This window comes from Nocardia sp. NPDC023733, assembly GCF_040639775.1.
Classification (GTDB): Bacteria; Actinomycetota; Actinomycetes; order Mycobacteriales; family Mycobacteriaceae; genus Nocardia; species Nocardia rosealba.
Genome location: NZ_JBFAAN010000005.1, coordinates 304,072 through 329,043, shown reverse-complemented (window position 1 = coordinate 329,043; position 24,972 = coordinate 304,072). Strand labels below are relative to the sequence as shown.

Annotated in this window: 19 protein-coding genes; 13 read left to right on the top strand and 6 right to left on the bottom strand. The window is 68.3% G+C overall.

Annotation, left to right across the window (positions count from 1 at the left end; genetic code table 11):
* Window positions 1–5 precede the first annotated feature (5 nt).
* Genes AB0F86_RS21785 through AB0F86_RS21765 form a run of 5 tightly spaced genes read left to right on the top strand, consistent with a single transcriptional unit; the run spans window position 6 to window position 4,106 of the window.
* Window positions 6–818 carry an ABC transporter ATP-binding protein gene (locus AB0F86_RS21785; protein ID WP_356984851.1) on the top strand — a complete coding sequence of 271 codons (813 nt, stop codon included), beginning with the start codon at window positions 6–8 and terminating at the stop codon, window positions 816–818.
* Between the two features lie 22 nt (window positions 819–840).
* Window positions 841–1,836 (top strand): ABC transporter substrate-binding protein, encoded by a 996-nt coding sequence (locus AB0F86_RS21780; RefSeq protein ID WP_356984852.1) that lies wholly within the window; start codon window positions 841–843, stop codon window positions 1,834–1,836.
* Window positions 1,833–3,065, top strand: coding sequence for an enterobactin transporter EntS (gene entS, locus AB0F86_RS21775; RefSeq protein ID WP_181697520.1), 1,233 nt, complete (start codon window positions 1,833–1,835; stop codon window positions 3,063–3,065). The genes AB0F86_RS21780 and entS overlap by 4 nt, the downstream gene beginning before the upstream one ends.
* Window positions 3,049–3,888, top strand: a complete 840-nt coding sequence (locus tag AB0F86_RS21770) for a siderophore-interacting protein (RefSeq protein WP_181697521.1) — start codon at window positions 3,049–3,051, stop codon at window positions 3,886–3,888. Before entS ends, AB0F86_RS21770 begins: the two co-directional genes overlap by 17 nt.
* A gap of 2 nt (window positions 3,889–3,890) precedes the next feature.
* Window positions 3,891–4,106: a phosphopantetheine-binding protein gene (locus tag AB0F86_RS21765; RefSeq protein ID WP_067641464.1), complete on the top strand. Its 216-nt coding sequence runs from the start codon at window positions 3,891–3,893 to the stop codon at window positions 4,104–4,106.
* Between the two features lie 55 nt (window positions 4,107–4,161).
* Here AB0F86_RS21765 and AB0F86_RS21760 read toward each other — a convergent pair whose 3' ends face one another.
* The gene (locus tag AB0F86_RS21760) at window positions 4,162–5,817 is read right to left on the bottom strand and encodes an AMP-binding protein (RefSeq protein WP_356984853.1); all 1,656 of its coding nucleotides are present in this window, start codon (window positions 5,815–5,817) and stop codon (window positions 4,162–4,164) included.
* An 86-nt stretch (window positions 5,818–5,903) separates the two neighbouring features.
* Between AB0F86_RS21760 and AB0F86_RS21755 the strand changes: the two genes are divergently transcribed.
* The 5 genes from AB0F86_RS21755 to AB0F86_RS21735 all read left to right on the top strand — a co-directional run bounded on the left by AB0F86_RS21755 (window position 5,904) and on the right by AB0F86_RS21735 (window position 18,569).
* The gene (locus AB0F86_RS21755) at window positions 5,904–6,755 is read left to right on the top strand and encodes an SDR family oxidoreductase (protein WP_356984854.1); all 852 of its coding nucleotides are present in this window, start codon (window positions 5,904–5,906) and stop codon (window positions 6,753–6,755) included.
* The gene (locus AB0F86_RS21750) at window positions 6,752–7,912 is read left to right on the top strand and encodes a chorismate-binding protein (RefSeq protein WP_356984855.1); all 1,161 of its coding nucleotides are present in this window, start codon (window positions 6,752–6,754) and stop codon (window positions 7,910–7,912) included. The genes AB0F86_RS21755 and AB0F86_RS21750 overlap by 4 nt, the downstream gene beginning before the upstream one ends.
* A 29-nt stretch (window positions 7,913–7,941) precedes the next feature.
* Window positions 7,942–8,598, top strand: coding sequence for an isochorismatase family protein (locus AB0F86_RS21745; protein WP_067490608.1), 657 nt, complete (start codon window positions 7,942–7,944; stop codon window positions 8,596–8,598).
* A 127-nt stretch (window positions 8,599–8,725) separates the two neighbouring features.
* Entirely contained in the window at window positions 8,726–17,536 is an 8,811-nt protein-coding gene (locus tag AB0F86_RS21740; RefSeq protein WP_356984856.1) for an amino acid adenylation domain-containing protein, read from the top strand.
* Window positions 17,537–17,570: 34 nt separating this feature from the next.
* Window positions 17,571–18,569 (top strand): ABC transporter substrate-binding protein, encoded by a 999-nt coding sequence (locus tag AB0F86_RS21735; RefSeq protein WP_356984857.1) that lies wholly within the window; start codon window positions 17,571–17,573, stop codon window positions 18,567–18,569.
* 68 nt (window positions 18,570–18,637) lie between these two features.
* Here the strand turns inward: AB0F86_RS21735 and AB0F86_RS21730 are convergent, their stop codons facing one another.
* From AB0F86_RS21730 to AB0F86_RS21720, 3 genes are read right to left on the bottom strand one after another with little or no spacing between them, the layout of a single operon-like run.
* Window positions 18,638–20,056 carry an NAD(P)(+) transhydrogenase (Re/Si-specific) subunit beta gene (locus tag AB0F86_RS21730; protein ID WP_181697616.1) on the bottom strand — a complete coding sequence of 473 codons (1,419 nt, stop codon included), beginning with the start codon at window positions 20,054–20,056 and terminating at the stop codon, window positions 18,638–18,640.
* Between the two features lie 17 nt (window positions 20,057–20,073).
* The gene (locus AB0F86_RS21725; protein ID WP_056818017.1) at window positions 20,074–20,376 is read right to left on the bottom strand and encodes an NAD(P) transhydrogenase subunit alpha; all 303 of its coding nucleotides are present in this window, start codon (window positions 20,374–20,376) and stop codon (window positions 20,074–20,076) included.
* On the bottom strand, window positions 20,376–21,494 hold the full coding sequence (locus AB0F86_RS21720; protein ID WP_067641456.1) for a Re/Si-specific NAD(P)(+) transhydrogenase subunit alpha: 1,119 nt from the start codon (window positions 21,492–21,494) through the stop codon (window positions 20,376–20,378). The genes AB0F86_RS21725 and AB0F86_RS21720 overlap by 1 nt, the downstream gene beginning before the upstream one ends.
* Before the next feature lie 398 nt (window positions 21,495–21,892).
* Here AB0F86_RS21720 and AB0F86_RS21715 point away from each other — a divergent pair, with 398 nt between their 5' ends.
* The 3 genes from AB0F86_RS21715 to AB0F86_RS21705 are packed head-to-tail and all read left to right on the top strand — an operon-like array spanning window position 21,893 to window position 23,876.
* Window positions 21,893–22,390, top strand: coding sequence for an HIT family protein (locus AB0F86_RS21715; protein WP_356984858.1), 498 nt, complete (start codon window positions 21,893–21,895; stop codon window positions 22,388–22,390).
* Complete coding sequence (locus tag AB0F86_RS21710; protein ID WP_181697527.1) at window positions 22,387–23,229, top strand: maleylpyruvate isomerase family mycothiol-dependent enzyme; 843 nt, start codon at window positions 22,387–22,389, stop codon at window positions 23,227–23,229. The genes AB0F86_RS21715 and AB0F86_RS21710 overlap by 4 nt, the downstream gene beginning before the upstream one ends.
* Window positions 23,229–23,876: a Type 1 glutamine amidotransferase-like domain-containing protein gene (locus AB0F86_RS21705; protein ID WP_356984859.1), complete on the top strand. Its 648-nt coding sequence runs from the start codon at window positions 23,229–23,231 to the stop codon at window positions 23,874–23,876. Before AB0F86_RS21710 ends, AB0F86_RS21705 begins: the two co-directional genes overlap by 1 nt.
* Before the next feature lie 5 nt (window positions 23,877–23,881).
* Here AB0F86_RS21705 and AB0F86_RS21700 read toward each other — a convergent pair whose 3' ends face one another.
* Both AB0F86_RS21700 and AB0F86_RS21695 read right to left on the bottom strand, forming a co-directional pair.
* Complete coding sequence (locus AB0F86_RS21700; RefSeq protein ID WP_356984860.1) at window positions 23,882–24,394, bottom strand: GtrA family protein; 513 nt, start codon at window positions 24,392–24,394, stop codon at window positions 23,882–23,884.
* A 60-nt stretch (window positions 24,395–24,454) separates the two neighbouring features.
* Window positions 24,455–24,748: a hypothetical protein gene (locus tag AB0F86_RS21695; protein ID WP_356984861.1), complete on the bottom strand. Its 294-nt coding sequence runs from the start codon at window positions 24,746–24,748 to the stop codon at window positions 24,455–24,457.
* Between the last annotated feature and the right edge of the window lie 224 nt (window positions 24,749–24,972).

Below are 24,972 nucleotides of genomic sequence, written 5' to 3'. Positions count from 1 at the left end.
GCGACATGAACGACACTCACGCCGCGCGGTTGCGCGCCGACCAGGTCCGCCTCGGGTACAAGGGCCGAACGATCAGCGACCAACTCTGCGTGGACATCCCGGACGGCAAGTTCACCGTGATCATCGGCCCGAACGCCTGCGGCAAGTCCACCCTGCTGCGCGCGCTCGCCCGCCTGCTCGCCCCGGAATCCGGGAGGGTGCTGCTCGACGGCAAGCCGGTGACGGACTATCCGGCCAAGGAGCTGGCTCGTCAGATCGGCCTGCTCCCCCAGACCTCCACCGCACCCGACGGCATCCGGGTGGCCGACCTCGTCGCGCGCGGCCGCTATCCGCACCAGACGCTGCTGCGGCAGTGGTCCAAGGCCGACGAGGAGGCGGTGGCGGCGGCGATGGCGGCCACCGGCGTCGCCGAGCTGTCGGCCCGCCCGGTCGACGAACTGTCGGGCGGTCAACGGCAACGGGTCTGGATCTCGATGGTGCTCGCCCAGCAGACGCCCATCATCCTGCTCGACGAGCCGACCACTTTTCTCGACATCGCCTACCAGATCCAGCTGCTCGACCTGTGCCGCGCGCTCAACCGCGAATCGGAACGCACCGTCGTCGCCGTACTGCACGACCTCAATCACGCCTTCCGCTACGCCGACCACCTGATCGCCATGCGCGACGGGCGGATCGTCGCCACCGGCACCCCCGCCGACATCGTCACCGCGGACCTGGTCCACGAGGTGTTCTCGCTGCGCTGCCGCATCGTCGACGACCCGGAAACCGGGACGCCGCTGGTGATTCCGCTGGCCGAGAACGCCGCACCGGTGCACTGAAGAAATGAGGAAAACCCCGTCCATGTTCACCAACCGTTCCCCGGGCCGGCTTCGCGCCGCCCTCGTCGTCCCGGTTCTCGCGCTGGTCGCGGTGCTCGCCGGGTGCGGTGACTCGTCGTCGAACTCCGCCGATTCCGGCCCACGCGAGGTGCCGTCCGCGAAGGGCCCCATCAAGGTGCCGGCCGATCCGCAGCGCATCGTCGTGCTCAACGGCAACCTGGCCGGTTACCTCTACGACCTCGAGGCGCCCGTCGTCGCGGCCGACCCGCGCCTGCTCGGTGTGCCGACCAAGCCGGGCGAGTTCCCGACCGGCTGGGCCGAGGACGCCAAGGCACAAGGGACACAGGCCGTTCCGTCCGGTGACAACATCAACCTCGAGTTCATCGCCGCCCAGCGTCCCGATCTGATCATCGGCGGTGGCCAGGGCTACCCCGGCCAGCAGTCGGTGAATGCCTACGACCAGCTCAGCGCCATCGCCCCGACCGTGCTGATGCCGACCGAGACAACCAACTGGCAGGACCAGCTGCGGTTCATCGCCGAGACCGTGAACAAGCCGGCCAATGTCGACACCTTGATCGCGAACTACCAGGCCAAGCTGTCCGAGGCCAAGAGCAAGATCAAGCCGCCCGTCGGCGCGACGACGGTGTTCCAGTCGATCAAGAGCCAGAAGCCGACGGTCTTCGTGCCGACCGCCGCGCTGCCCGCGCTGCTCGCCGAGGTCGGTTTCACGCTGGACACGCAGGTGGAGGCCAAGGCCGGAAACCCCGCCAAGGAGCAGAGCGCCGACTTCATCAGCTTCAGCCCGGAGCTGCTCAGCACGGTGATCGACGCGCCGGTGCTGTTCACCATCCCGCTCAGCGGCGGACGTTCGCTCGAAGAGCTGCGCGCCGATCCGCTCTACGCCTCGCTGCCGTCGTTCGAGGCGGGCAAGGTCTTCGAACTGCCCGCCACCAGCTCGCGTCCGGACTACCGCACCGTCATGGCGACACTCGATCTGCTCGTGGAACGTTTCCGGTGACGTCGGGACTGCTCATCGACCTCAGCCCGCTGCGGGCGTCGCGCCCCTTCCGGTGCGCGTTCGCGGCGCGGCTGGTGTCGGTACTCGGCATCGGGTTGCTCATGGTCGCCCTGCCGCTGCAGATCTATCAGCTGACCGGATCGAGTGTGCAGGTGGCCGGGGTCGCCACCACCACCGCGGTCGCCCTGTTCGCGGGCAGTCTCGCGGGCGGGGTGGTCGCCGACCGGTACGACCGCCGGACAGTGATCCAGTGGTCGCGCAGCGCGGCCGGTATCGGCTTCCTGATCCTCGGGGTGAATGCCGTACTGCCCGAGCCGTTCCTGTCCGCCATCTATCTCGCGGCGGTCGTCGACGGTCTCGCGGGCGGGGTGAGCGGTTCGGCGCTGATGGCCATGGTCCCGGTGCTCGTCGGACGTGAAAAAGTCGCGGCCGCAGGTGCTCTGGTCTCGCTGACCACCGACCTCGGCACCATGATCACCCCGGCATTCGCCGGCCTGCTCGTCGCGAAAACCGGTGTGGCCACGGCCTATTTCCTCTGCGCCCTCGCGACCACCGCGACCGTCGGGCTGATCACCGCCATCGGCCCGTCGCCGCCACCGCAGCGCGACTTGGAGAACCCGGTCCGTGAGCTGGTGGCGGGTATCGCGTTCGCGGTGCGGCACGAGTCCATCCGGCTCATTCTGCTCACCGGGCTGATCGGGATGCTCGTCAGCGGCCCGCTGGTGCTGCTGCCCGCCTTCGCCGATGTCGAACTCGACGCGGGGCCGGGCACCCTCGGCCTGCTCTACGCGGCACCCGGCGCCGGTGCGGTGCTCGGCACGCTGACCAGCGGCTGGATGGGGCGCGCGCACACCGGTCGGGCGCTGCTGATCTCGCTCGGACTGATGCCGATCGGCGTGATCGCGGCCGGACTGTGGTCGCACGCCGCGCTGGTGTTCCTCGGGCTGGCCGGATTCGGCCTGGCCAGAGCCGTGAACATGGTGCTGCGCTACACGATGCTGCAGCAGGCCGCGCCCGACCACATGCGCGGACGGATGTCGGGCCTGCTGATGGTGCAGTCCGTCGCCGGCACCGCGGTCGGCTCCATGGTGGCCGGATTCGTCGGCCAGACCTTCGAACCCGGACGCGCGCTCGTGCTCTACGGCGTCGCCGTCCTGGTACTCACCGGCCTGATGGCGCTCGTCGCCGGGCCACTGCACAGAAAGGAAAACGGTGAAGGATCGCAGTGACTACGCCGCGAACATCGCCGAGGTGCTCGCCGGGGACCACTACGCCAAGGTGCCGTACCCGATCGGCCTGCAGGAAGTGGAGGTGTTGCGGGTCGTGCCCGTTGGCGCGGCACTGCTGCGGATCACCTTCGGCGGCCCGGACATCGCGAAGTTCCACAGCTATGTGCCGGACGAGCATGTGCGCCTGATCTTCCCGGGCGAAGACGGCGTGCTGCGGCTGCCGAAGCTCGACGGCACGATGCTCGAGTGGGGCAACCCGCGACCGATCTCGCGCGAGTACACGGTGCGCCGCCACAGCGTCGAGGACGGCGAACTCGACATCGATTTCGTCATCCACCCCGGCGGTCTCGCCTCGGACTGGGCCACCTCGGTGACCCCGGGCACCAAGGTCCACATCGCGGGTCCGCCCGGTGGCGTCGTCATCCCGGAGACCTACGACGACTATCTGCTCGCCGGTGACATCACCGCGCTGCCCGCCATCGCCCGCTGGCTCGAGCGCATGCCGCGCGACACCACCGGTTGGGCATTCATCGAGGTCGCCGGGCCCGCCGAGGAGATCCCCCTCGACCCGCCCGCGGGCGTGACCGTGCGCTGGCTGCACCGGGGTGACGCGGCGCCCGGCACGAGCGACATCCTCGAGCAGGCTGTCCGCGAGGTGAAAGTCGCTGCCGGACACCGGGTTTTCGCCTGGGTCGCCGGGGAGGCCGGGTGCCTGCGTGGTGTCCGCAAGATCATCCGCGACGACCTGGGCATCGGTCCCAAGGACTCGCTCATCGCCGGCTACTGGAAGCGCGGCGTCGCCGACTTCGATCGAGAGGAATGACCATGACCGACGAACAGGTGATCGCCGATGTGGCCACCGTACTGGGAGTCGAGGCGACCGAACTGAGCGCCGAGACCGATCTGCTCGACGCCGGACTCGATTCGGTGCGCATCATGTCGCTGGTGGAGAAATGGCGGTCGGCTGGTCATGCGGATATCGACTTTCCCACGCTCGCGGGCGAACCCGTCCTCGGGTCGTGGATCGAACTGCTGGCGTGAGCAGCGGGGGTGGCGCACTCGGTGCGCCACCCCTGGCCGAACCGCTTCTGCTGGATCAGTTCCCGTGGGCACCCTCGGCGAGCAGTTGCCGCAGTTCCTTGCGGCTGGTCTTGCCGACGCCGGTCTCGGGGAACTGTTCGATCACCACGACCGCGTCGGGCATCTTCCACGCCGCGACACCCCGCTCGCGCACGAACTTGCGCACGGAGGTGAGCGTCGGTCGCTGCTCCGGATCAGTCGGCTGCACGAAAGCGCAGATACGTTGTCCCAGCACCGGATCGGGCGTGCCGACGATCACGGCGTCGCGGATGCCGGGATGCTCGAGCAGATGCGCCTCGAGCTCCTCGGCGGAGACCTTCTCGCCGCCGCGGTTCACCCAGTCGCCCGCGCGGCCGGCGACCACGAGATTGCCGTCGGGGCGGATCGAGACGATGTCGCCGGTGCGGTACCAGCCGTCGGCGGTGAAGCTGCGGGCGTCGGCCTCGGGGTTGTCGTAGTAGCCGCGAATCGTATACGGGCCCTGGGTGATCAGGTTGCCCTGTTCGCCCGGCGCCACCTCCACACCGTTGTCGTCGACGACCGCGATCTGGTCGAACTCCGACATCGGCCTGCCCTGCGTGCTCACCACCACGTCGATCGGGTCGTCGAGCCGGGTGTAGCAGACCAGGCCCTCGGCCATCCCGAACACCTGCTGCAGGGTGACGCCGAGCGCGGGACCGATCCGGCGCGCCAGCTCGTCCTGGCAGCGGGCACCACCCACCTGAAGTACCCGCAGGCTCGAAAGATCAGGCGTGTCACCGGCTTCGGCGCGCTCGGTCCACAATCGCGCCAGCGGTGGCACCAGGCCGGTGATGGTGACGCCGAACCGCTCGATCAGCGGGAAGGCCGTCGCCGGTGTGGGATCGGGCGTCATGGCCACCGCACCACCGGCCCACAGCGCGCCGAGAATGCCCGGCGAACTCATCGGGAAGTTGTGGGCCACGGGCAGCGTCGCGAGATACACCGTGTCGCTGTCGAGTTCGCAGATCTCGGCGCTGCGGCGCACGCTGTAGAGGTAGTCGTCGTGGGTGCGGGCGATGAGCTTGGGGATGCCGGTGCTGCCACCCGAGAGCTGCAGAAACGCGACGTCACCGGCCGACGGTCCCGGCAGTTCCACCGGCTCGTCGCGGAATTCGGCGATATCGTGCGCGCCCTCGGGCAGTTGCTGCCCCTCGTCGAGGACGAGCAGCACATGCCGCAGGCTCGACACCTTCTCCCGCACCGTCGCCGCGAGCGCCGCGTAGTCGAAGCGTTGGTGGGCTCCGCAGGTGATGACGGCCGTCGCGGCGGCGGCCTCGGCGATCGGCACCAGCTCGGCGGCGCGGTGCGCGGGCAGGCAGAACACCGGCAGCGCGCCGAGCTCGAAGAGCGCGAAGACCACCTCGACGAATTCGGCCCGGTTGGGCAGCTGCACCAGCACCCGATCGCCCGGCGTGATGCCGAGTCGGGCCAGACCGGCGGCGAGCGAACGCGCACGGTGATGGAGTTCGGCATAGGACCAGCTGTGGGCGGTGTCGAGAACCGCGATCCGGTCCGGTGTGGCGGCGGCACGCGCGGCGAGAACATCGCCGAAAGTGTCACCGGTCCAGAGATTGTGGGCGCGATAGCGGTCGGCCAGGTCGGCGGGCCAGGGGGTGAAGCCGGCGAAGGCGGGTTCGGTCAAGTCGAGCACCTCTTTCGAGCAGGCGGTTCGGTGTTTCGGCCAAAAGTTATGAGGGAAGCTAACCAAATAACGGACAGTCAGGTTAGGCTAACCTCATGTCTAATGGTGATTCTCGCGGTCGGGTCGTCGTCGTCACCGGCGCGGCCGGGGGCATCGGCGCCGCGATCGCCGCGCGCTTCGCTGCCGAGGACCGGGTCGTCTCGCTGTGGGACCTCGACCCGGCCGTACACCGGACCGCCGCCGCGATCGCGAAGCGGTTCGATGCAGCCACCGACCGTCGCGGCGCCGGAAGTGCCGCAGTGGCAACGCTATCCGCGCCCGACGTGCACGGCGTCACCGTCGATCTCACCGACAGCGCAGCCGTGCGGGCGGCCTTCGACCGGCTCACGGCCGACTACGGCGCCGTCGAGGTGCTGGTGCACGCGGCGGGCGTGATGGTCGGCGGCCCCGCGCTCGAACTCGACCCGGCGGACTGGACGCGCTGCCTCAGCGTGAACGCCACCGCGACCATGCTGGTCACCCAGCGTGCCGCCGCCGAGATGGTCGCCGCCGGAACCGGGGCGATCGTGGTGGTCTCCTCCAATGCCGCGGCCACGCCCCGGGTCGGCATGGCCGCCTACGGCGCCGCCAAAGCCGCGGCGACCGCGTTCACCCGGTCGCTCGCCTTGCAGGTGGCGCCGCTCGGTGTGCGGGTCAACCTGGTCTCCCCCGGCTCCACCGACACCACCATGTTGCGCGACATGTTCGGCGGCACACCGCTGGACGACGCCGCCGAGACCGCGCTGCTCGACGGTGATCCCGCCGCCTACCGGCTGGGAATCCCGTTGCGGCGCATCGCCGCTCCCGACGACATCGCGTCGGCCGTCCACTTCCTGGCGTCCGACGGCGCCCGCCACATCACCATGCACGACCTGCGGGTCGACGGTGGCGCAACGCTAGATATGTGACCGAGAGGATGATCCCCATCAGTACCGCCAGTTCAGACCCCGCTTTTGTGCTGTCCCGTCCGCAGCGGACCGTGTCCGCCACCGCGGGCGGGACGGTTTTCCGCTCGGCACACGACGCGATCACCGCGCTGCGCAGTGGCCGGATCAGCCACATCGTCGGCGCACTTCCCTTCCGCCCCGGCGCACCGACAGCGCTGTGGGCGCCGGAATCTGTGACGATCACCGACGCGCCCTACCGGCCCCGGATGCTCGAGCGCGATTCGGAGCCCCTGCCACAGTTCGCCTTCGACGCGGCGCTTCCCGCACCCGAGGAGCACCGCAGGCGCGTCGCCACCGCTGTCGAACTGCTGGCCGACCCCGCCCACCCCCTGCGAAAGGTCGTGCTGGCACGCGCGATTCGGGCCCGCTCGGCGACTCCCGTTCGCGCACTGGACATCCTCGACCTGATGGTCGCCTCGGACCCGATGTCGAACGGTTTCCTGGTCGATCTGTCCGCGGCGGGTGGGCGATACCCCGGCCGCCATCTCCTCGGCTCCAGTCCGGAGATCCTGGTGCGTCGTGACGGGAACAGCGTCGTGAGCTATCCGCTGGCCGGCTCGGCCCGCCGGGTACTCGACGACGGCGATGCCGACCGGTCGGCCGCCGACACGCTGCTCGCCTCGACCAAGGACCTGGCAGAACACCGCTTCGTCACCGATCAGGTGTCGGCCGTGCTGCGTGACCGCTGCGCCGAAGTACACACTCCCGCACCGGAACTCATGGCAACTCCGGCGATGTGGCACATCGGTACGCCGATCACCGCGGCCGTCCCGCTGGCCGGCCCGTCGGCACTCGAGCTCGCCGTAGCGCTACACCCCACCCCGGCGATCTGTGGCACACCCACCGCCGCGGCGGCCCGTCTCATCGCCGAACTCGAGGGCGAACGCGGTTTCTACGCGGGCGCTGTCGGTTGGTGCGATGCCGACGGCAACGGCGAATGGATGGTGAGCATCCGCTGCGCCGAGCTGTCCGAGCACGGCACCACGCTGCTCGCGCACGCGGGCGGCGGGATCGTCGCCGCGTCCGACCCGGCCGCCGAATTGGCCGAGACCACCGGCAAATTCCAGCGCATCCTCGCTCCGCTCGGTATCGCGGATCTGCCCGTCACCGTTGGCTGAGCCGACTTCCGTTCGAACGAAAGACCGTCATGCCTATCCCCCCGATCGCGCCCTATCCGATGCCGGGCGTCGACGAGTTCACCGCCGACCAGGTCGACTGGACTGCCGAACCAGGACGTTGTGCCCTGCTGATCCACGATATGCAGCAGTACTTCCTCGACGCCTACGACCTGCACCGCGACCCCGCCCGCACCCTGATCGCCAATATCGCTCTGCTGCGCGACCGCTGCCACGAGCTCGACATCCCGGTGATCTACACGATGCAGCCCGGTAATCAGCACCCGTCGCGACGCGGCATTCTGGCCGACTTCTGGGGCAGCGGGATGGCCGAGGGCGCCGACACGCAGGTCATCAATGCCCTCGCGCCCGAACCGCAGGACATCCAGGTGACCAAGTGGCGCTATTCGGCGTTCCAGCGCACCGACCTGCGTGAACTGCTCGGTTACTACCGGCGCGATCAGCTCCTGGTTACCGGCGTCTACACGCACATGGGCTGCATGCTCAGTGCCGCCGAGGCATTCATGGGTGATGTGCGGCCGTTCCTCGTCCACGACGCGACGGCGGATTTCAGCCGCGACGAGCATGTGATGGCACTGAACTACGTCGCCCGGCGTTGCGGGGCGGTGGTCGGGACCTCGGAGCTGCTGCGTCAGCTCGATCCCGCACAGGTCGAAGCAGACGCCTGACCCCGTCGGCGGACGCTCCGCCATTCGAACCAAGACAAACCTGACTCGCCTCGCGCGGCTGCCGGACTCTTCCCGAGTCCGGCAGCGCCGCGTGGGGTGGGTGGAGAACTTTGACGAAGGAGTTGCTGTGGGCTCGGTGGAACGGGACGACGTGAGCGCCGACCATCCCGGATTACCGCTCACCGGAGCGCAATTGGGCATTTGGAACGCGCAGCGACTTGACCCCGAGTCGCTCAGTTACCTGGTCGGCGAGGTCCTGGAGATCTCGGGCACAGAACCGGTGGACGTGCCATTGCTGGACACCGCGATTCGCCGGACCATCGCCGAAACCGACACGATGCGGCTGCGATTCAGTGAGACTCCAGAGGGGCCGCGGCAGCGGATCACCGAGCTGGAACCGGAGCTGCGTCCACTCGTCGATCTGCGCGGTGAAGCCGACCCGGTCGCCGCGGCGCACCGGCTGGTCGCCGCCGAACGCGAACGCGCCGCGACCTATTGCCGCGACATGGTCGACCGGCAGCTCTACACCTACACACTGCTGCGTCTCACCGACAACGACGTGTGGTGCATCCAGCTCTATCACCACCTGATCATCGACGGCTACAGCGCGGCCATGGTGTCGCGCCGGGTCGCGGCCCACTACACCGCGCTGCGTCGCGGTACCGAAGTGCCGCGCCTGCGCTGGGGGTCGGTGGAAACGCTCGTGGCCGAGGACCTGGAATACCGTGGGAGCCAGGCACATCGGCAAGACCGCGAGTACTGGCGCGACCGGCTCACGCCGCTGCCGCCGCTGGACGGGCGCGGTCGGGCACCCGAGGGCGTGGTCGAGCAGACCCACGAGGTGCGCGCGGTCCTCGACGCCGACCTGATGGGTCGCGTCAAAACAGCGGCCACCGAAGCCGGTATCACGTGGGCCGACGTGCTCGTCGCCGGTTACGCGGGATTCGTGCACCGGCTGCTCGGTGAGACCGATGTGGTCATCGCACTGCCGGTGATGGCGCGCGTCGGCAAGACCGCCCTCACCACCCCGTCGATGGCGGTCAACGTCCTGCCGCTGCGAGTTTCGGTGTCCGGTCAGGACCGCCTGGGTGAGCTGGGCAAGCGGGTGGCCGACGCACTGCGAGAGATGCGCGCCCACCAACGTTTTCGCGGTGAGGACCTCGCCCGCGAATTCGGTGGGGCACAGACCGGTGCCCTGCTGCACGGCATCGGCGTCAATCTCAAGGCCTTCGACTTCGCCCTCGATTTCGACGGTGCCACCGGCACCCTGCGCAATGTGGCCGGTGGCCCGCCGGAAGACCTCGGCCTGACCGTCACCCCGCTGTCGGAGGACCGCGTCCAGCTCGGCTTCGAGGTCGACGCGCGGTCTTTGGACGCGGCCACCGCGCGGCGACGGATGGACGCGCTGGTCACGCTGATCACCGAACTGGTCGATGCCGACAAGCCGATCGGCGCGATCACCCTGTACCCGGCCGAGGTCGCGGCCGACATCGCCGTCGAGCGCGCCGGCGCGGCCCTGCCCGGGCGTCCCGACGACGTCGTCGAGGTCTTCGACCGCATGGTCGCGGCCCAGCCCGACGACATCGTCCTCGTCGACGGCACCCACCGGCTCACCGCGGCAGAACTCGGTGCCCGCGTGCACCAGCTCGCGCGCTACCTGCGTGGCCGAGGCATCGGCCCCGAAGACATCGTCGGCATCGCCCTCCCCCGCTCGGTCGACCTGGTGATCGCCCTGCTGGCAGTGCAACACGCGGGTGCGGCCTTCTTGATGCTCGACATCAACCACCCCGCCCAGCGCCTGGCAGACATCATCGAAGACGCCGATCCGGCCTTGATCCTGACGGATGACATTGTCGCGGAAGCGGTCTTCGCAGAGCGGCTCACGACTGACGGGTCCCCGGACCGGACTTCCGCAGCGCAGGCGGACGGCCTGTCCATGACTGGCGACGTGGTGAACCGCCATGTGGCACCGGGAATACTCCTGTTGTCGGACAACGGCGTTCGAGCAGCCATCACCAGTCTGCCGAGCGGGCCGCTGTCGATGGCTGAACTCGCCGCGCCTCGTTCAGCCGGGCATCTCGCCTATGTCGTGTACACCTCGGGCTCCACCGGCAAGCCGAAGGGTGTGCAGATTTCGTGCGGCGCGATGGCTCAGCTGTTGCACCACCATCGGCGCACCGTCTACGCCGAGAACGCCGCGCGAGTGGGCGGGCGGCAGCTGCATGTCGCGCACACCTATTCCTTCGCCTTCGATGCGGCCCTGGATCAGCTCATGTGGTTGTGGTGCGGGCACCGGATCCATCTGTACGACGTAGATATCCAGAAGGACGCGTCCGCGCAGGTAGCGGCGTTACGGACCGATCGCATCGATGTCGTGGACACCACCCCCTCGATGGCGACCGCGCTGATCGACAACGGGTTGCTCGGCAGCGCACACCGTCCGGAGCTGCTGCTGCTCGGTGGTGAGGCGACGCCACCCGCGTTGTGGACGGCCATCGTCGCGTCGAAGGTGGTCGCCCGCAACATGTACGGCCCGACGGAGGCAACCGTCGACGCGCTGAGTGCGCCGGTGACGGGTGCTGTGCCGCACGTCGGCGGACCGCTGGCGGGTACCCGCGCCTACCTGCTCGACGGCGCGTTGCAGCCGGTGCCCGACGGTGAGATCGGCGAGTTGTATTTGGCGGGGCCACAATTGGCTCGCGGCTACCTCGGGCGCATGGTGGTGACAGCGGAGCGGTTCGTCGCCGATCCGTTCGCGTGCGGGGAACGCATGTACCGCACCGGTGACCGGGCACGCTGGCTCCCCGGCCACGGCTACGACTACCTCGGGCGCGCGGATTCCCAGATCAAGGTGCGCGGTTACCGCGTGGAACTGGGCGAAGTCGAGGCATCGCTCGGCGCGCTACCGGGGGTAGCCGCAGCGGCCGCCACTATCCGCAAATCCGGCGACAGCACCCGACTGATCGGCTACCTGGTCCCCGAGACCGGCCGCACCCTCGACGCCGACCAGCTCCGTCAGCTGCTGACCACCCTGGTCCCCGACCACCTGGTCCCCTCGGCCCTGGTGATCCTCGATTCACTGCCAACCACCGTCAACGGAAAACTCGACCGCGCAGCCCTTCCGGCACCCCAGCTGACCTCGACCGGCCGACCGCCCCGCACCGAGCAGGAGCGGGCACTGTGTGGAATCGTCGCCGAGGTCCTCGGCCTGGCGCAGGTCAACGCGACCGACGATTTCTTCGGCCTCGGCGGCGACAGCATCACCGCGATCGGTGTGAGCAGCCGCCTCCGCGCCCTCGGCTGGGAAGTCCAGCCGAAAACCCTCCTCGCCCAACGCGACTTGGCCACCATCGCCGCCACCGCCCAGATGGCCGAGGTACGCACCGGCGCACCGACCCCAGACGAACCGACCGGTGCCGTCCCGATCCCGCCCATGGTTGCGGCCCTTCTCGAGGCGAACGCGGACTCCGGCACCATCGCCGGCTACGCCCAGTGGACAGCTCTGACCCTCCACGAAGACCTGACAGTCGACCACCTCACCACCGGCCTGCAAACCCTTCTCGACCGCCACGACGCCCTCCGCCTCGTCCTCGACGGGTCCGGCACCGACGCCCGGCTCGAAGTTGCCGCAGTGGGCACGCTGCGCGCACCCGATCTGGTCCGCGAGATCGTTCCCGGCGTGCCAGGGCATGGCGGGATGGCAGCGCTGATCGAGTCGGTGGCATTCGCGCTGGCAAAGGAATTGGCACCCGCCGAGGGTGTCCAGATTCGTGCCGCGCTGGTACGTAGCGGGCACGGCGTCGCCGATCGGTTGGTGCTGGTTGCCAATCATCTGGTGGTAGACGGTGTTTCGTGGCGAATCCTGGTGCCCGAGCTGTATGAGGCCTGCTCCGCCGCGCAGGAAGAACGCCCCGCGCGACTGGCTGGAAAGGGGAGTTCGTGGCGGCGATACGCCACGTTGCTCGCCGAGTCCGGTGTTGCGGGCGAGTACCGCGCGGAGCTGGTGCACTGGGAGCGCGCGCTCGGCGACGCGAGCGTCGCACCCCTCGGGGAGAGAGCGCTCGATCCCGCTGTAGACCTTGTCGAGAGCGCCGAGCAGACAAGGACTTTCGCTACACCGGCGATCACCGAAGCCTTCCTCACGACACTGCCCACCGCCTACCGAGCGAAGACCGACGATGTATTGCTCGCGGCACTCATGCTCGCACTCAACGCTTGGCGGCACGAGAGCGGCGAGTCGCTGGAACCGGGCAGGCCGGTCACCGTCGAGGGTCACGGGCGCGAAGCATTGCGCCCCGACACCGATTTCGCTGGCACCGTCGGCTGGTTTACCAGCGAGTTCCCGGTGTGGACGCCCGCGACCGGCATCGACGATCCCGCCGGACTCACCGAGGCCTTGTCCGGTGGCGCGGCGGCCGGACACCTGCTGCGCGCGGTCAAAGAAGCCAAGCGCGCTGTTCCCGGCAACGGTGTGGGCTACGGCGTGCTGCGCAGGCTCGACCCCGAGACCGCGCCGCGATTCGCCGGTCGCCGCGCACCGGAGGTGCTGCTCAACTATCTCGGCCGGTTCGGTGGCGGTGGGACGCCAGGTTGGAGCTTGCCCGAACACGACGCGTTCGCGGTGACGGAACCATCGGAAAAGGCACTCACCGAGGTGCTTTCACTCAATGTCTTCGTGCACGAATCCGCGCGGGCCGGTGCGCCGCGGCTGGCCGTGGAGTGGACAGCCGCGAGCCGGATTCTCGGCGCCGACCAGGTCGCGGAAATCCAGCGGCACTTCGAACTCGCGCTGGAGGCGTTGGCCGCTCACGCGAGGTTGTATCCCGGCGGACTCACACCGTCGGACTGCCCCGGCGTGATCGTCGACCAGGACATCATCGACGTGCTGGAGGACACGCACGGCCCACTGGCCGAACTTCTCCCGCTGTCGCCCTTGCAGGAAGGGTTGCTGTTCCACGCGATTCGTGACGGTGCCGACGACGTCTACACCCTCAGCGCCCGCGTCGACCTGCACGGCCCGCTGGACGGCCCACGGTTGTCGGCAGCCTTCGACACCGTAGTGGGCAGACACCCGACCATGGCCGCCGCCTTCCACTTCGAGGACCTGGACCAGCCGGTGCAGGCGGTTCCACGTTCGGTCGGCATGCCCTGGCGTGAGGTCGACCTCTCAGATCTGCCGCTGCGCACCGCAGAGGCCGCAGCCGACCGCCTCGAAGCCGAAGCGACCCGCCACCGGTTCGCAGTCGACCGGTCACCGATGTTGCGCGCCACGCTGATTCGTCTACCCGGTGATACACACCGCCTGGTGCTCAACACCCATCACCTGGTCATCGACGGCTGGTCAACCCCTATAGTTCTGCGCGAAGTACTGGCCACCTACCACGGCGACGAACTCCCCCCGGCGCCTGCGTACAGTGACTACCTGACCTGGCTCGCCGCCCGCGACCGCGACGCCGTCCGCACCGCCTGGTCTCACCGACTGGCCGGGCTCGAGGCACCGACGCTGGTAACCGAGACGATCGTCGATGCCGCCCATACTCCCCGCGAACCCGAAACCCGTCAGCAGCAAGTCGGACGCCCGTCATCGCCGGCCACCACACCGGCACTCGATCAGGGCACCACTTCCCGCGAGGTTCGGCAGTGGCAGGTTGCGCTCCCGGCATCGCTCGCAACCACACTGGCCGAGCTCGGCCGATGCCGCGGTCTCACGATGAACACCCTGGTGCAGGGCACCTGGGCGCTGGTGCTCGCCGCGCTCACCGGTCGCCTCGATGTCGTGTTCGGCGCGACCGTCTCCGGACGTCCTGCGGAGCTGCCCGGCGTAGCGGGCATGGTCGGCCTGTTCGCCAATACCGTGCCCGTCCGCTGCACCTTCGATCCGGCTCGTCCCTTGCTCGACCAGTGGGCCGACTTGCAGGAAAACCAGTTCGCCATGCAGGAGTTCGACTTCGCGAGCCTCGCGGAGATCGAACGCATCACGGGCCTCGGCACTCTCTTCGACACCCTGGTCGCCTTCGAGAACTTCCCCAACTCAGGCCCCGGACAACCAAACTCCCACGACCTACGTCTCGGCGAATTCCACAACCACGGCAACACCCACTACCCACTCACCCTGATCGCCCCGCCGGGCGACCACCTGACGCTGGTCATCTGGTACGACCGCAGCGTCATCCCCGACACCACCCTCGCCCGGATCGCCGACCGAATCACCACCACGCTGACGTCGATCACGACCACCCCCGACACCCCCGCGACCCAGTTCATCAAGCCCCTCACTCCAACCGCCACGCCCCCGGCCGCACCGGCACCACCCATCGCACCGCCACCAGAAGTCTTCGCCGAGCCAGTCGTCACAGCGCGGCCCACCGCAACAGCCGTCGACGGCACTCCAGCGACAGCCCGCGTCGACACTGACGCCCGATCTGCTGCTCCGCTCAACAATGGGGCCTTGCTCAGTCACCCGATCGTGGCGGCTCCGAGCGGTACCACCCTGGCCGAGTGGGGCATCGCTGTCGATCCGACAGCCCCGGCGGTGACGGCGGACGGCGTCACGATCGACTTCGGCGAATTCGATGCCAGGGTCAATCGTCTCGCCCGGTGGCTCGTCTCGCGTGGTGTCGGTCCCGAGACCGTGGTCGCCGTCGCCATGCCGCGCACTATCGATTCCGTCGTCACGGCGCATGCGATCTGCCGTGCAGGCGGTGTCTATCTCCCGATAGACCCGGAACAGCCCGCAGAACGCGTCGAGAAGATTATCGATACCGCCGCTGCTGCAATGGTTCTGAGCTCGCTCGATGACATTCGCACGATGGTCGACGAGCAATCGGACGACCGCGGGCAGGGCGAATTCGCCGTTACTCCGCTCACCGATGCGGACCGCCTCGCACCGCTGCGCCCGGCGAATACCGCCTGCCTCCTGTTCACCTCCGGCTCCACGGGTGTGCCCAAGGGGGTGAGCCTGTCGCACGCCGCGATCATCTCCACTTTCGAATGGCTGCAGCGCGAAGTCCGGTTCGGCCCGGGCGACACCATGCTCTACCGCACCCCGCCGATCTTCGACGCCTCGCTGATGGAGATGTTCCTGCCGCTGCACGTCGGCGCCCGGATCGTGCTGACCCGCCCCGGCGGCCACCGCGACCCCTACTACCAGGCACAACTCATGAGCGCGGAGCGAGTCACGGCGATGTGGATGACGACCTCCATGCTCACTGTGCTCGCCGAAGAGGCCGATCTCTCGGGATGCGCGGACCTTCGCTGCGTCCTCACCGGCGGTGAAGTGCTGCCGGCGGCGACGGCGCAGCGGATGCGCGCACTCACCGGTACCGCTGTGTACAACTTCTACGGTCCCACGGAGGCGGCGATCGGCTTCACCTTCCACGAGACCGTCGACGCCGACACCACGTCGGTCCCGGTCGGTGCACCCGCCGACACCGTCCGCATCCTCGACGACCAGCTGCACCCCGTCCCCGAGGGCACCGTCGGTGAGCTCTACATGACCGGAGTGCGGTTGGCGCGCGGCTATCTGGCCCGTCCCGACCTGACCGCCGCAGCCTTCGTCGCCGACCCGTTCGGCAGCGGCGAACGGATGTACCGCACAGGTGATCTGGTGAAACTGAACCCCGACGGCGAACTCGACTACATCGGCCGCACCGACAGCCAGGTGAAGTTGCGTGGCCAGCGCATCGAACTGGGCGATATCGAATCGGCCCTGCTCACGTGCCCCGGCGTGGCCCACGCGGTGGTACAGCTGCGCGAGGACACACCGGGCGATCAGCGGCTGGTCGCCTACCTCATGGCGAAGTCCGGAATCACGCTCGACACGGATTCGATCCGCGAACAGCTACGAAACAAGCTGCCCGCGTACATGATTCCCGCCGCCGTTGTCGTGCTGGATCACATTCCCCGCACGGCGACGGAGAAGATCGATCGCCGCGCGCTCCCCGCACCGGAGTCTCGCACCGCGGACGGCAATACTCTCGACACCATTCGCGCGGCGATGGCAGCCGTCCTCTCGGTCCCCGAGATCGGCACCGATGACGACTTCTTCGACAAGGGCGGCCACTCCCTGCTCGCCGTGCGACTGGTCGGCCGACTCACCCGCGCGGACCTACCCGTGGTCCTCGACGACGTCTTCACCGCCTCGACCCCCCGCGAGCTCGCCGCCCGCATCGGCGCGGCCGACTCCACCACCCCACCGAAGGACGGCCTCGCCGGCCTGGGCCGCCGCCTCGATCCGGTCCTGGAACTGCGCGCCGAGGGCTCGGTCCCGCCGCTGTTCTGCATCCACCAAATCGGCGGCACCGCATGGAAATACGCTCCTCTGGCAAGGCTGCTTCGGGCCGAACGACCCATCATCGGCCTGCAGATGCCCCACCTCACCGAGCCGACCACCCGGACCCGCACCCTCGACGACCTGGCGCGCTACTACCTGGCCGCCGTCCGCCGCATCCAACCGCACGGCCCGTACCACTTCCTCGGCTACTCGCTGGGCGGCAATCTCGCCCACGCCATGGCCGCCATCCTCGAAGCCGAGGGTGAGCAGGTCGGCTATGTGGGTCTGCTCGACTCGCACCCGCTGTCGAACCTGACCGAGCGGGCCGCCGCGACCCTGGCAGATCCCTCCGGAATGACCGCACTGGTACCCGAAATCGAGGAGTACCCAGCCGAATTGGCGTCCGTGGTAACCCAGGCCGCGACCGAACTGCTGCGCATGGTCACCGAGTCCGAGTCCCCCTCCTACAGCGGCCCGATGGCCTTGTACTGCGCGGACAACGGCCTCGAACCCGAGCGCGTGCACGCCCAGCTCACCGGCTGGCGGGCCGCGGGCGCCCAGCTGGTGGTCCGGCGACTGCCCTACACCCACAACGAGATCGCGATGCCGACCGGCTGGATCGAGGTCGCCGCGCTCATCGACGCGGATCCCGCGATCCGCACCTGAACTTCCACTTGGATAGAAAGAAGGAACAACTCCTATGTCAGCGCACCGAATGACGGCCCGCATGCGCGCCGCCGTCGCACTCCTGATCGTCGCGGTGACCGCGACGGCAGTGGGCTGCGGCACCTCCACCTCCGAAGGGTCGACCGACACCGGCACCCGCCAGGTGGAAACCGCCAAGGGCCAGATCACCGTGCCCGCCGACCCACAGCGAATCGTGGTCCTCAACGGCGCCCTCGCCGGATTCCTCTACGACCTGGACGCGAACGTGAAGGCCGCGGATCCGCGCATCCTCGGCGTCACCCTCGCACCCGGCGAGTTCCCCCCGTCCTGGGCCGCCGACGCGAAAGAGCAGGGCACCGAAGCGGTCCCCTCCGGTGACGACCTCAATCTGGAGTTCATCGCCGCCCAGCGACCGGATCTCATCATCGGCGGCGGACCCGGCTTCCCCGGCCTGCAGACCATCAAGAACTACGACAAGCTCAGCGCCGTCGCACCGACCGCCCTCGTCCCCTCGGACCTCGCCAACTGGCAGGACCAACTGAAGACGGTGGCCGACTTCGTGAACCGCCCCGACAAGGTCGAGCCCATGCTCACCGCCTACAAGGACCGGGTCGCGGAAGTGAAGGCCAAGCTGAAGATCCCCCAGGGCGCGACCTCGGTGATGCAGTCCCAGGCCGACGGCAAGCCCATCCTGCTCGCCCCCGGCACCCCGCTGTCCAACCTCCTCGCCGACGTCGGCTTCACCATCGACGACAAGATCGAGGCCAAGGCAGGCAACCCGCCCCGCACCCAGGCAGGCGACTGGGTCACCTTCAGTCCCGAACTCCTGAGCACCGTCGCCGACGCCCCGGTCCTGTTCGTGATCCTGCTCGACGGCGGCCGCAACATCCCCCAGCTGAAGCAGGACCCGGCCCTGGCCATGCTCCCCGCCTTCCAGAAGAACCAGGTCTACGAACTCCCCGCAGCCAGCAAGCGCCCGGACTACCGCCAGTCCATGGCCACCCTCGACCTGCTGGCCGACACCTTCGAGTAGCCACGCGACAGCGAGAGGCCCCGCCGGTGAAATACCGGCGGGGCCTCTCTTGTTCGATGTCGCTTGTCTTACAGCGCCTTCAGTTCCTCGGTGACCGCACCGACGGACTTCTTGGCGTCGCCGAACAACATGGAGGTGTGGTCGGCGTAGAACAGCGGGTTGTCGATGCCGGCGAAGCCGGAGTTCATCGAGCGCTTGAGCACGATGACGCTCTTGGCCTGGTCGACATTGAGGACCGGCATGCCGTAGATCGGGCTGGACGGATCCTCGCGGGCGGCGGGGTTGGTGACGTCGTTGGCGCCGATCACCAGCACCACATCGGTGCGGTTGAACTCACCGTTGATGTCGTCCATTTCCTTCATCGCGTCGTAGGAGACCTCGGCCTCGGCCAGCAGCACGTTCATGTGCCCGGGCATACGACCGGCGACGGGGTGGATCGCGTACTTGACCTCGACACCCTTGCCTTCCAGCAGCGACGCCATCTCCTTGACCGCGTGCTGGGCCTGGGCGACGGCCATACCGTAGCCGGGGACCACGATGACCTGGTTGGCGTAGGCCATCTGGATCGCGGCATCGGCGGCGGAGGTGGCCTTGGCCGTCTTGGCCTCACCACCGGCACCGGCGGCCACCGCGCCACCGCCACCGAAACCACCTGCGACGATCGCGGGAATCGAGCGGTTCATGGCCTTGGCCATCAGGTTGGTGAGGATGGTGCCGGACGCGCCGACGATCATGCCCGCCACGATCATCGCGGTGTTGTTCAGCGCCAGGCCCGCGGCCGCGGCCGACAGACCGGTCAGGGCGTTGAGCAGCGAGATGACGACCGGCATGTCGGCGCCACCGATGGGCAGCACCACCATCAGGCCGAGCACACCGGCCAGCACAAGCAGCGCGATCATCCAGAGCTGCGACACGCCACCGTCGTCGGCGCCGAGACCGATCACCACGGCACACACGATGGAACCGAGCAGCAGCAGCAGGTTCAGCGGCTGCTGCAGCTTGCCGATGCCGATCGGCTTGCCGGACAGGATCTCCTGCAGTTTGGCGAAGGCGATGATCGAGCCCCAGAAGGAGATCGAGCCGATCACCGCGGCGAACAGCGAACCGATGATGATGTGGATGGTCGGCTCGTCGTGCAGCGCGGAAAAGCCCGAGCTGTCGATGAATTCGGCCCACGCGATGAGCGCGACGGTGCCACCACCGACACCGTTGAACGCCGCGACCAACTGCGGCATCTCGGTCATCTTGGTGCGCACGGCGGGCGGAACACCCAGTGCCACACCGACGATCAGGCCACCGGCGATCAGGATCCAGTTCAGCATCTCGGTGTGCCGGATCGAGATCAGCGTGGCGATCACGGCGATCGCCATACCGACGGCGGCGATCTGGTTGCCGCGCACGGCGGTCTTGGGGCCGGTGAGCCCCATCAGGCCGTAGATGAACATGGAGAAGGCCACGATGTAGAGGCCGTTGACCAGGTAGGTCATATTGTCGACTGCGTGCATCACTCGGCCGCCTTCTTCTTACCCTTGAACATGCCGAGCATGCGGTCGGTGACCACGAAGCCACCGATGACGTTCAGCGTTCCGAACACCACGGCGACGAACAGGATCACCTGCACCAGCAGGGAGGGATCCTTCACATTGCCCAGCGTCACCAGCGCACCGAGCACGACGATGCCGTGAATGGCGTTGGTGCCCGACATCAGCGGGGTGTGCAGGGTGTTGGGGACCTTGGAGATCACCGCGAAGCCGACGAAGCCGGACAGCACGAGAATGGCGATATTGGCGAGAAGTTCGGTGTACATCAGGCTTCCACCTCACGGGTGACACAGGAATCGGCCAGCACCTGATCGCTGAAATCGGGCGCGAGCTTGCCGTCGACCAGCATCAGTTCCAGCAGCGCGGCGATGTTCTTGGAGTACAGCTCCGAAGCGTGCTCGGGCATGGTGGCGGGCAGGTTCAGCGGCGAGGCGATGGTCACCTCGTGCTTCACGACGATCTCGCCGGGCTCGGTGAGCTCACAGTTGCCACCGGTCTCCCCGGCCAGGTCGACGATCACACTGCCGGGCTTCATGCCCTCCACCGCGGCCGCCGTCACCAGACGCGGCGCCGGGCGGCCCGGCACGAGCGCAGTCGTGATGACCACGTCGAAACCCTTGATCGCGTCTTCCAGCGCCTGCTGCTGCTTGGCCTTCTCCTCCTCGGTGAGCTCGCGGGCGTACCCACCCTCACCGGCGGCATCGATGCCGAGGTCGAGCCACTGCGCACCGACCGAACGCACCTGGTCGGCGACCTCGGGGCGCACGTCGTACCCGGTGGTGCGGCCACCGAGACGCTTGGCGGTGGCCAGCGCCTGCAGACCCGCCACACCCACACCGAGCACCAGCACGGTCGCCGGCTTCACGGTGCCCGCGGCGGTCGTCAGCATCGGGAAGAACCGGGTCGACTCCGAGGCGGCGAGCAGCACAGCCTTGTACCCGGCCACGTTGGCCTGCGAGGACAACGCGTCCATCACCTGCGCACGCGAGATACGCGGAATCGCCTCCACCGCGAAGGCCTGCACACCGGCCGCCTTCAGCGCACCGATCTGGTTCTCCGCGTTGCGGGGCGCGAGGAAGCCGATCAGCGTCTGCCCGGAGGACAGCCTGGCCACCTCGGCATCGCTGGGCGGAGCCACCTTCACCACGACATCGGCCGACCACGGATCGCCGATCGTCGCACCGGCCTCTACATAGGCCGCGTCGGGAATGAGCGCGCCGAGGCCCGCACCGGCTTCCACGATCACCTCGACACCCTGCTTGGACAGGGTGGGAATGATCTTGGGTACCAGGGCGACTCGCCGCTCACCCACGCCGGACTCGCGAACGACTCCGACACGCGCGCCGCGCGGCGAGTCCTCGCCAACGTTTTGCGTTGTCTCCACTAGTCAGACTTCCTTTTCGTGCTGGCTTCGAGCCTGGGAACAACGGTTCAGCCGACGTTACTGGTCAGTAAGTTCAACTGAAATCCTCGCAACTGTACTCGGCTCGCGGTGAGCCTAGCGGAGATGCCCGTCACAGCGGAGAACTGGACTCTTGACCATAAAACGGACAGAGCGGACCTGTTTCCGCAGCGACAGCCACTTCCTCGGCCCGCCGGGCGCCGGGTGGCGCCTGACTACACATTCGTAGCCGCAGGTAGGCAAGGACAAGAACGCACAAGCAGGTCCGATACTTACCTGGACGTGAGAGTGCGGGTAGGGCGGCCGTCCACCGCACGGGACGTGATGTGTGTCATGCAAGGACTGTTGCGTCCCGAGGGCCACGCCGTAGGGTTCACGGTGTGAACGACTGCGTCTTCTGTCGGATCGTGGCCGGTGCCGCGCCGGCGACCAAGGTCTACGAGGACGACGCCGTCTGCGCGTTCCTCGACATCCGGCCCATCACGCGAGGCCACACCCTTGTGGTCCCCAAGACCCACGCCACCGAACTCGACGACCTCGATCCCGATCTCGGCGCACAGGTCTTCCGCGTGGGTCATCGCCTGGCCCGCGCCCTGCGCCGGAGCGGGCTGGCCAGCGACGGCGCCAACCTAGCGATCAACGACGGCACCGCGGCCTTCCAGACCGTCGGCCATGTGCACCTGCACGTCGTGCCGCGCAAGCACGGTGACAAACTCGGTTTCGCCAAGGGGTTCCTGCTGCGACGTCCGTACGAACCCACCTCGACGGCGGCGGCGATCCGCGCGGGCATCGACGCGCTCGACGCCGAGGCGAATACGCCGGGGCGGCAACCGGATCGGCCGGACCCGGCGAGCGAAGCAGAAGGAGTACAGGGATGACCGAACCGACACCGTCGCGCGAACTGCTCACCGATCTGCTCGCCCAGCAGTGGGAGACCATCGCCGCCTTGGTCGCCGACCTCGACGAAAAGGCCTGGCGCCGACCGTCTCCCCTGCCCGGCTGGACGCTGTTCGATGTGGTCGCGCACGTGATCGGTACCGAATCGTGGTTGCTCGGGCGCACCCCGCCCGCCCATGATCCGTTGCGCCCCAAGACCGATGTGCGCACGCTGCCGCATGTGCGCAACGAGGTCGCCGTGCTCAACGAGATCTGGGTCGACCGGTTGCGGCCGCTGTCGGGCAAACGCCTGCTCGCGCTGTTCGACGAGGTCACCGAGCTGCGCCGCGCCGCCCTTGCCGCCATGACCGACGAGGAGTGGGAGGCGCCGACGGTGTCGCCGGTCGGGCAGGTCGCCTACGGCCGGTTCATGCGGGTGCGCCTGTTCGACTGCTGGATGCACGAGCTCGACCTCGCCGACGGGATCGGCCGCAGCGTCGACGAGGGCGGTGCGCGCGCGGAGGCGGCGTTCACCGAACTCACGCTCGGGCTCGGGCGCGCGGTGGTGAAAGGCGCGAAGGCGCCCGACGGTTCACGCATCACACTCGACCTCACCGGCCCGGTCACCCGGCAGGTGCACCTCGCGGTCGAGGGCGGGCGCGGTTCGGTACTCGACGAAGCCGACGGGGAGCCGACAACCGTGATCCGTTTGGACTCGGGGCTTTTCGCGCGTCTGCGTGGCGGCAGGCAGTCGGCGGCGACGCACCCGGGGAAGGTGGTCGTCGAAGGCGATGCCGCCCTCGGCGATCGGCTCGTCCAGAATCTGGCCTTCACCATCTGATGCGGTTGTTCCTGGCCTCCTACCGATTCGGCGGTTTCGCCGAGCGACTCGCCACGCTGGCCGGCGGCAAAGGCAAGGTCGCGGTGATTCCGAACGCGTGTGACGCCTGGCCCGCCGCGTGGGCCTCTGCGGTCGCCAGCGACATGGAACCCCTACGTAGACAAGGATATTCGCCCGATGTGCTGGATCTGCGCGACTACGTCGGGCAGCCCGCGCAGCTGGAGCGTCGGCTGCGCGAGTACTCGATGGTGTGGGTGCGCGGCGGCAACACCTTCGTCCTGCGTGCCCAATTCGCCCGCAGCGGAGCTGATTCGGTGCTTCCCGCGCTGTTGCGCGAGGACGCCTTGACCTATGCGGGGTACAGCGCGGGGGCCTGCCTGCTCACGCCCGATCTGCACGGACTGGAGACGATGGACGACCCGGGCGAGGTATTGCCCACCACGGGGGCAGCACCGCGATGGGACGGGCTCGGACTCGTGGATCGACAGCTCGTCGTGCACCTGGACTCGGCCACCGATCCGGACGGGGAATCGGCGAAGATGCTTGCGCGCTACCAGGAAGAAGGCGTCCCGCACTGGGCGCTCACCGATGACGACGTCGTGGTGGTCGACGGTGAACACACCGAGGTGCTGCGCGGGTCACGCTGAGGGCCTCAGCGTGCGGTGTCGACCTCGGCCAGGTCGGGCGCCGGTGTCCGTTTGCGGAATACGATCCAGCGCATCGCGCAGTACATGTACACGGCCTCGCAACCACCGGCCAGCAACCGCGCCACGTGGTACTGCACGCCGAGCGCGGTGAGACCCGATCCGACGCCGAGGATGAACGCAAGGTAGTTCACCACCACCACGACCACATACACCGCCGCCTGCTTGCCCATCGGGGCGTGCGAGTGGAAGTTGAAAGTGCGATTCAGCAGAAAACTCAGGCCGAACGCGACGATATAGGCGCACGTGATGGACAACCACACGGGCAGATCGAAACCGTCGTGCAGCAGGGTGAGCAGCAGCAGATCGACGCCGAAGGTGAAGCTGTTGATGAGGGCGAAGCCGAGGAAAGTGGCGGGCACGTACCGGTCGAGTCCCCACGGCAGCCGGGCGACAACGCCCTCGCACCAGCGGGTGAACCGGTCGGCGGCCGAATCCGTGACACTCGCCTGCTGCTCCACCCGGTCAGCCTGCCAGCGGCACATGACATCGAGGTGAGCAACGGGCAAACGCCCTGAGCGCTAGCGGCCGACGGCCACGACCGGACCGCGCTCGAGCGCCGCCCACTCGGCGAGGCAACGGCGGCGGGTGAATTTGTCGGCCTCGGCCAGCAGCGCGTCACGCAGTACGCGCGGGTCGGCGGCCCACGAGCTCGCGATCTCGGCGAGCGCGCGCAGATCGAACAGGCCCGTCGACTCGAGCGCCGTCATCCAGTCGTCGTGGTCGCCCGCGTACACGCGACGCATCGCGTCGGCCTCGATATCGGCGCCCAGCAGCGCGCCGACCAGCTCGGCCCGGTCCCGAGGTTCCCTCATCATCCGATCCTCCCTGCGAAAAACGGTGCGGCACAACGACATCGCGTGCGCGATGCGCAGGCAACGGAACAAGAAAACACGCCGGGCGCCCCGACAAAATCACACCCTCCCCTGCATTGTGACCACTCAAACGCCGTATACACCAACCGGCCGCGCCGAATCACAACCATGCCCTCGCGGCCCTGTTCGGTCACACATCACTTCTGGACGGTTGATCACCAGGT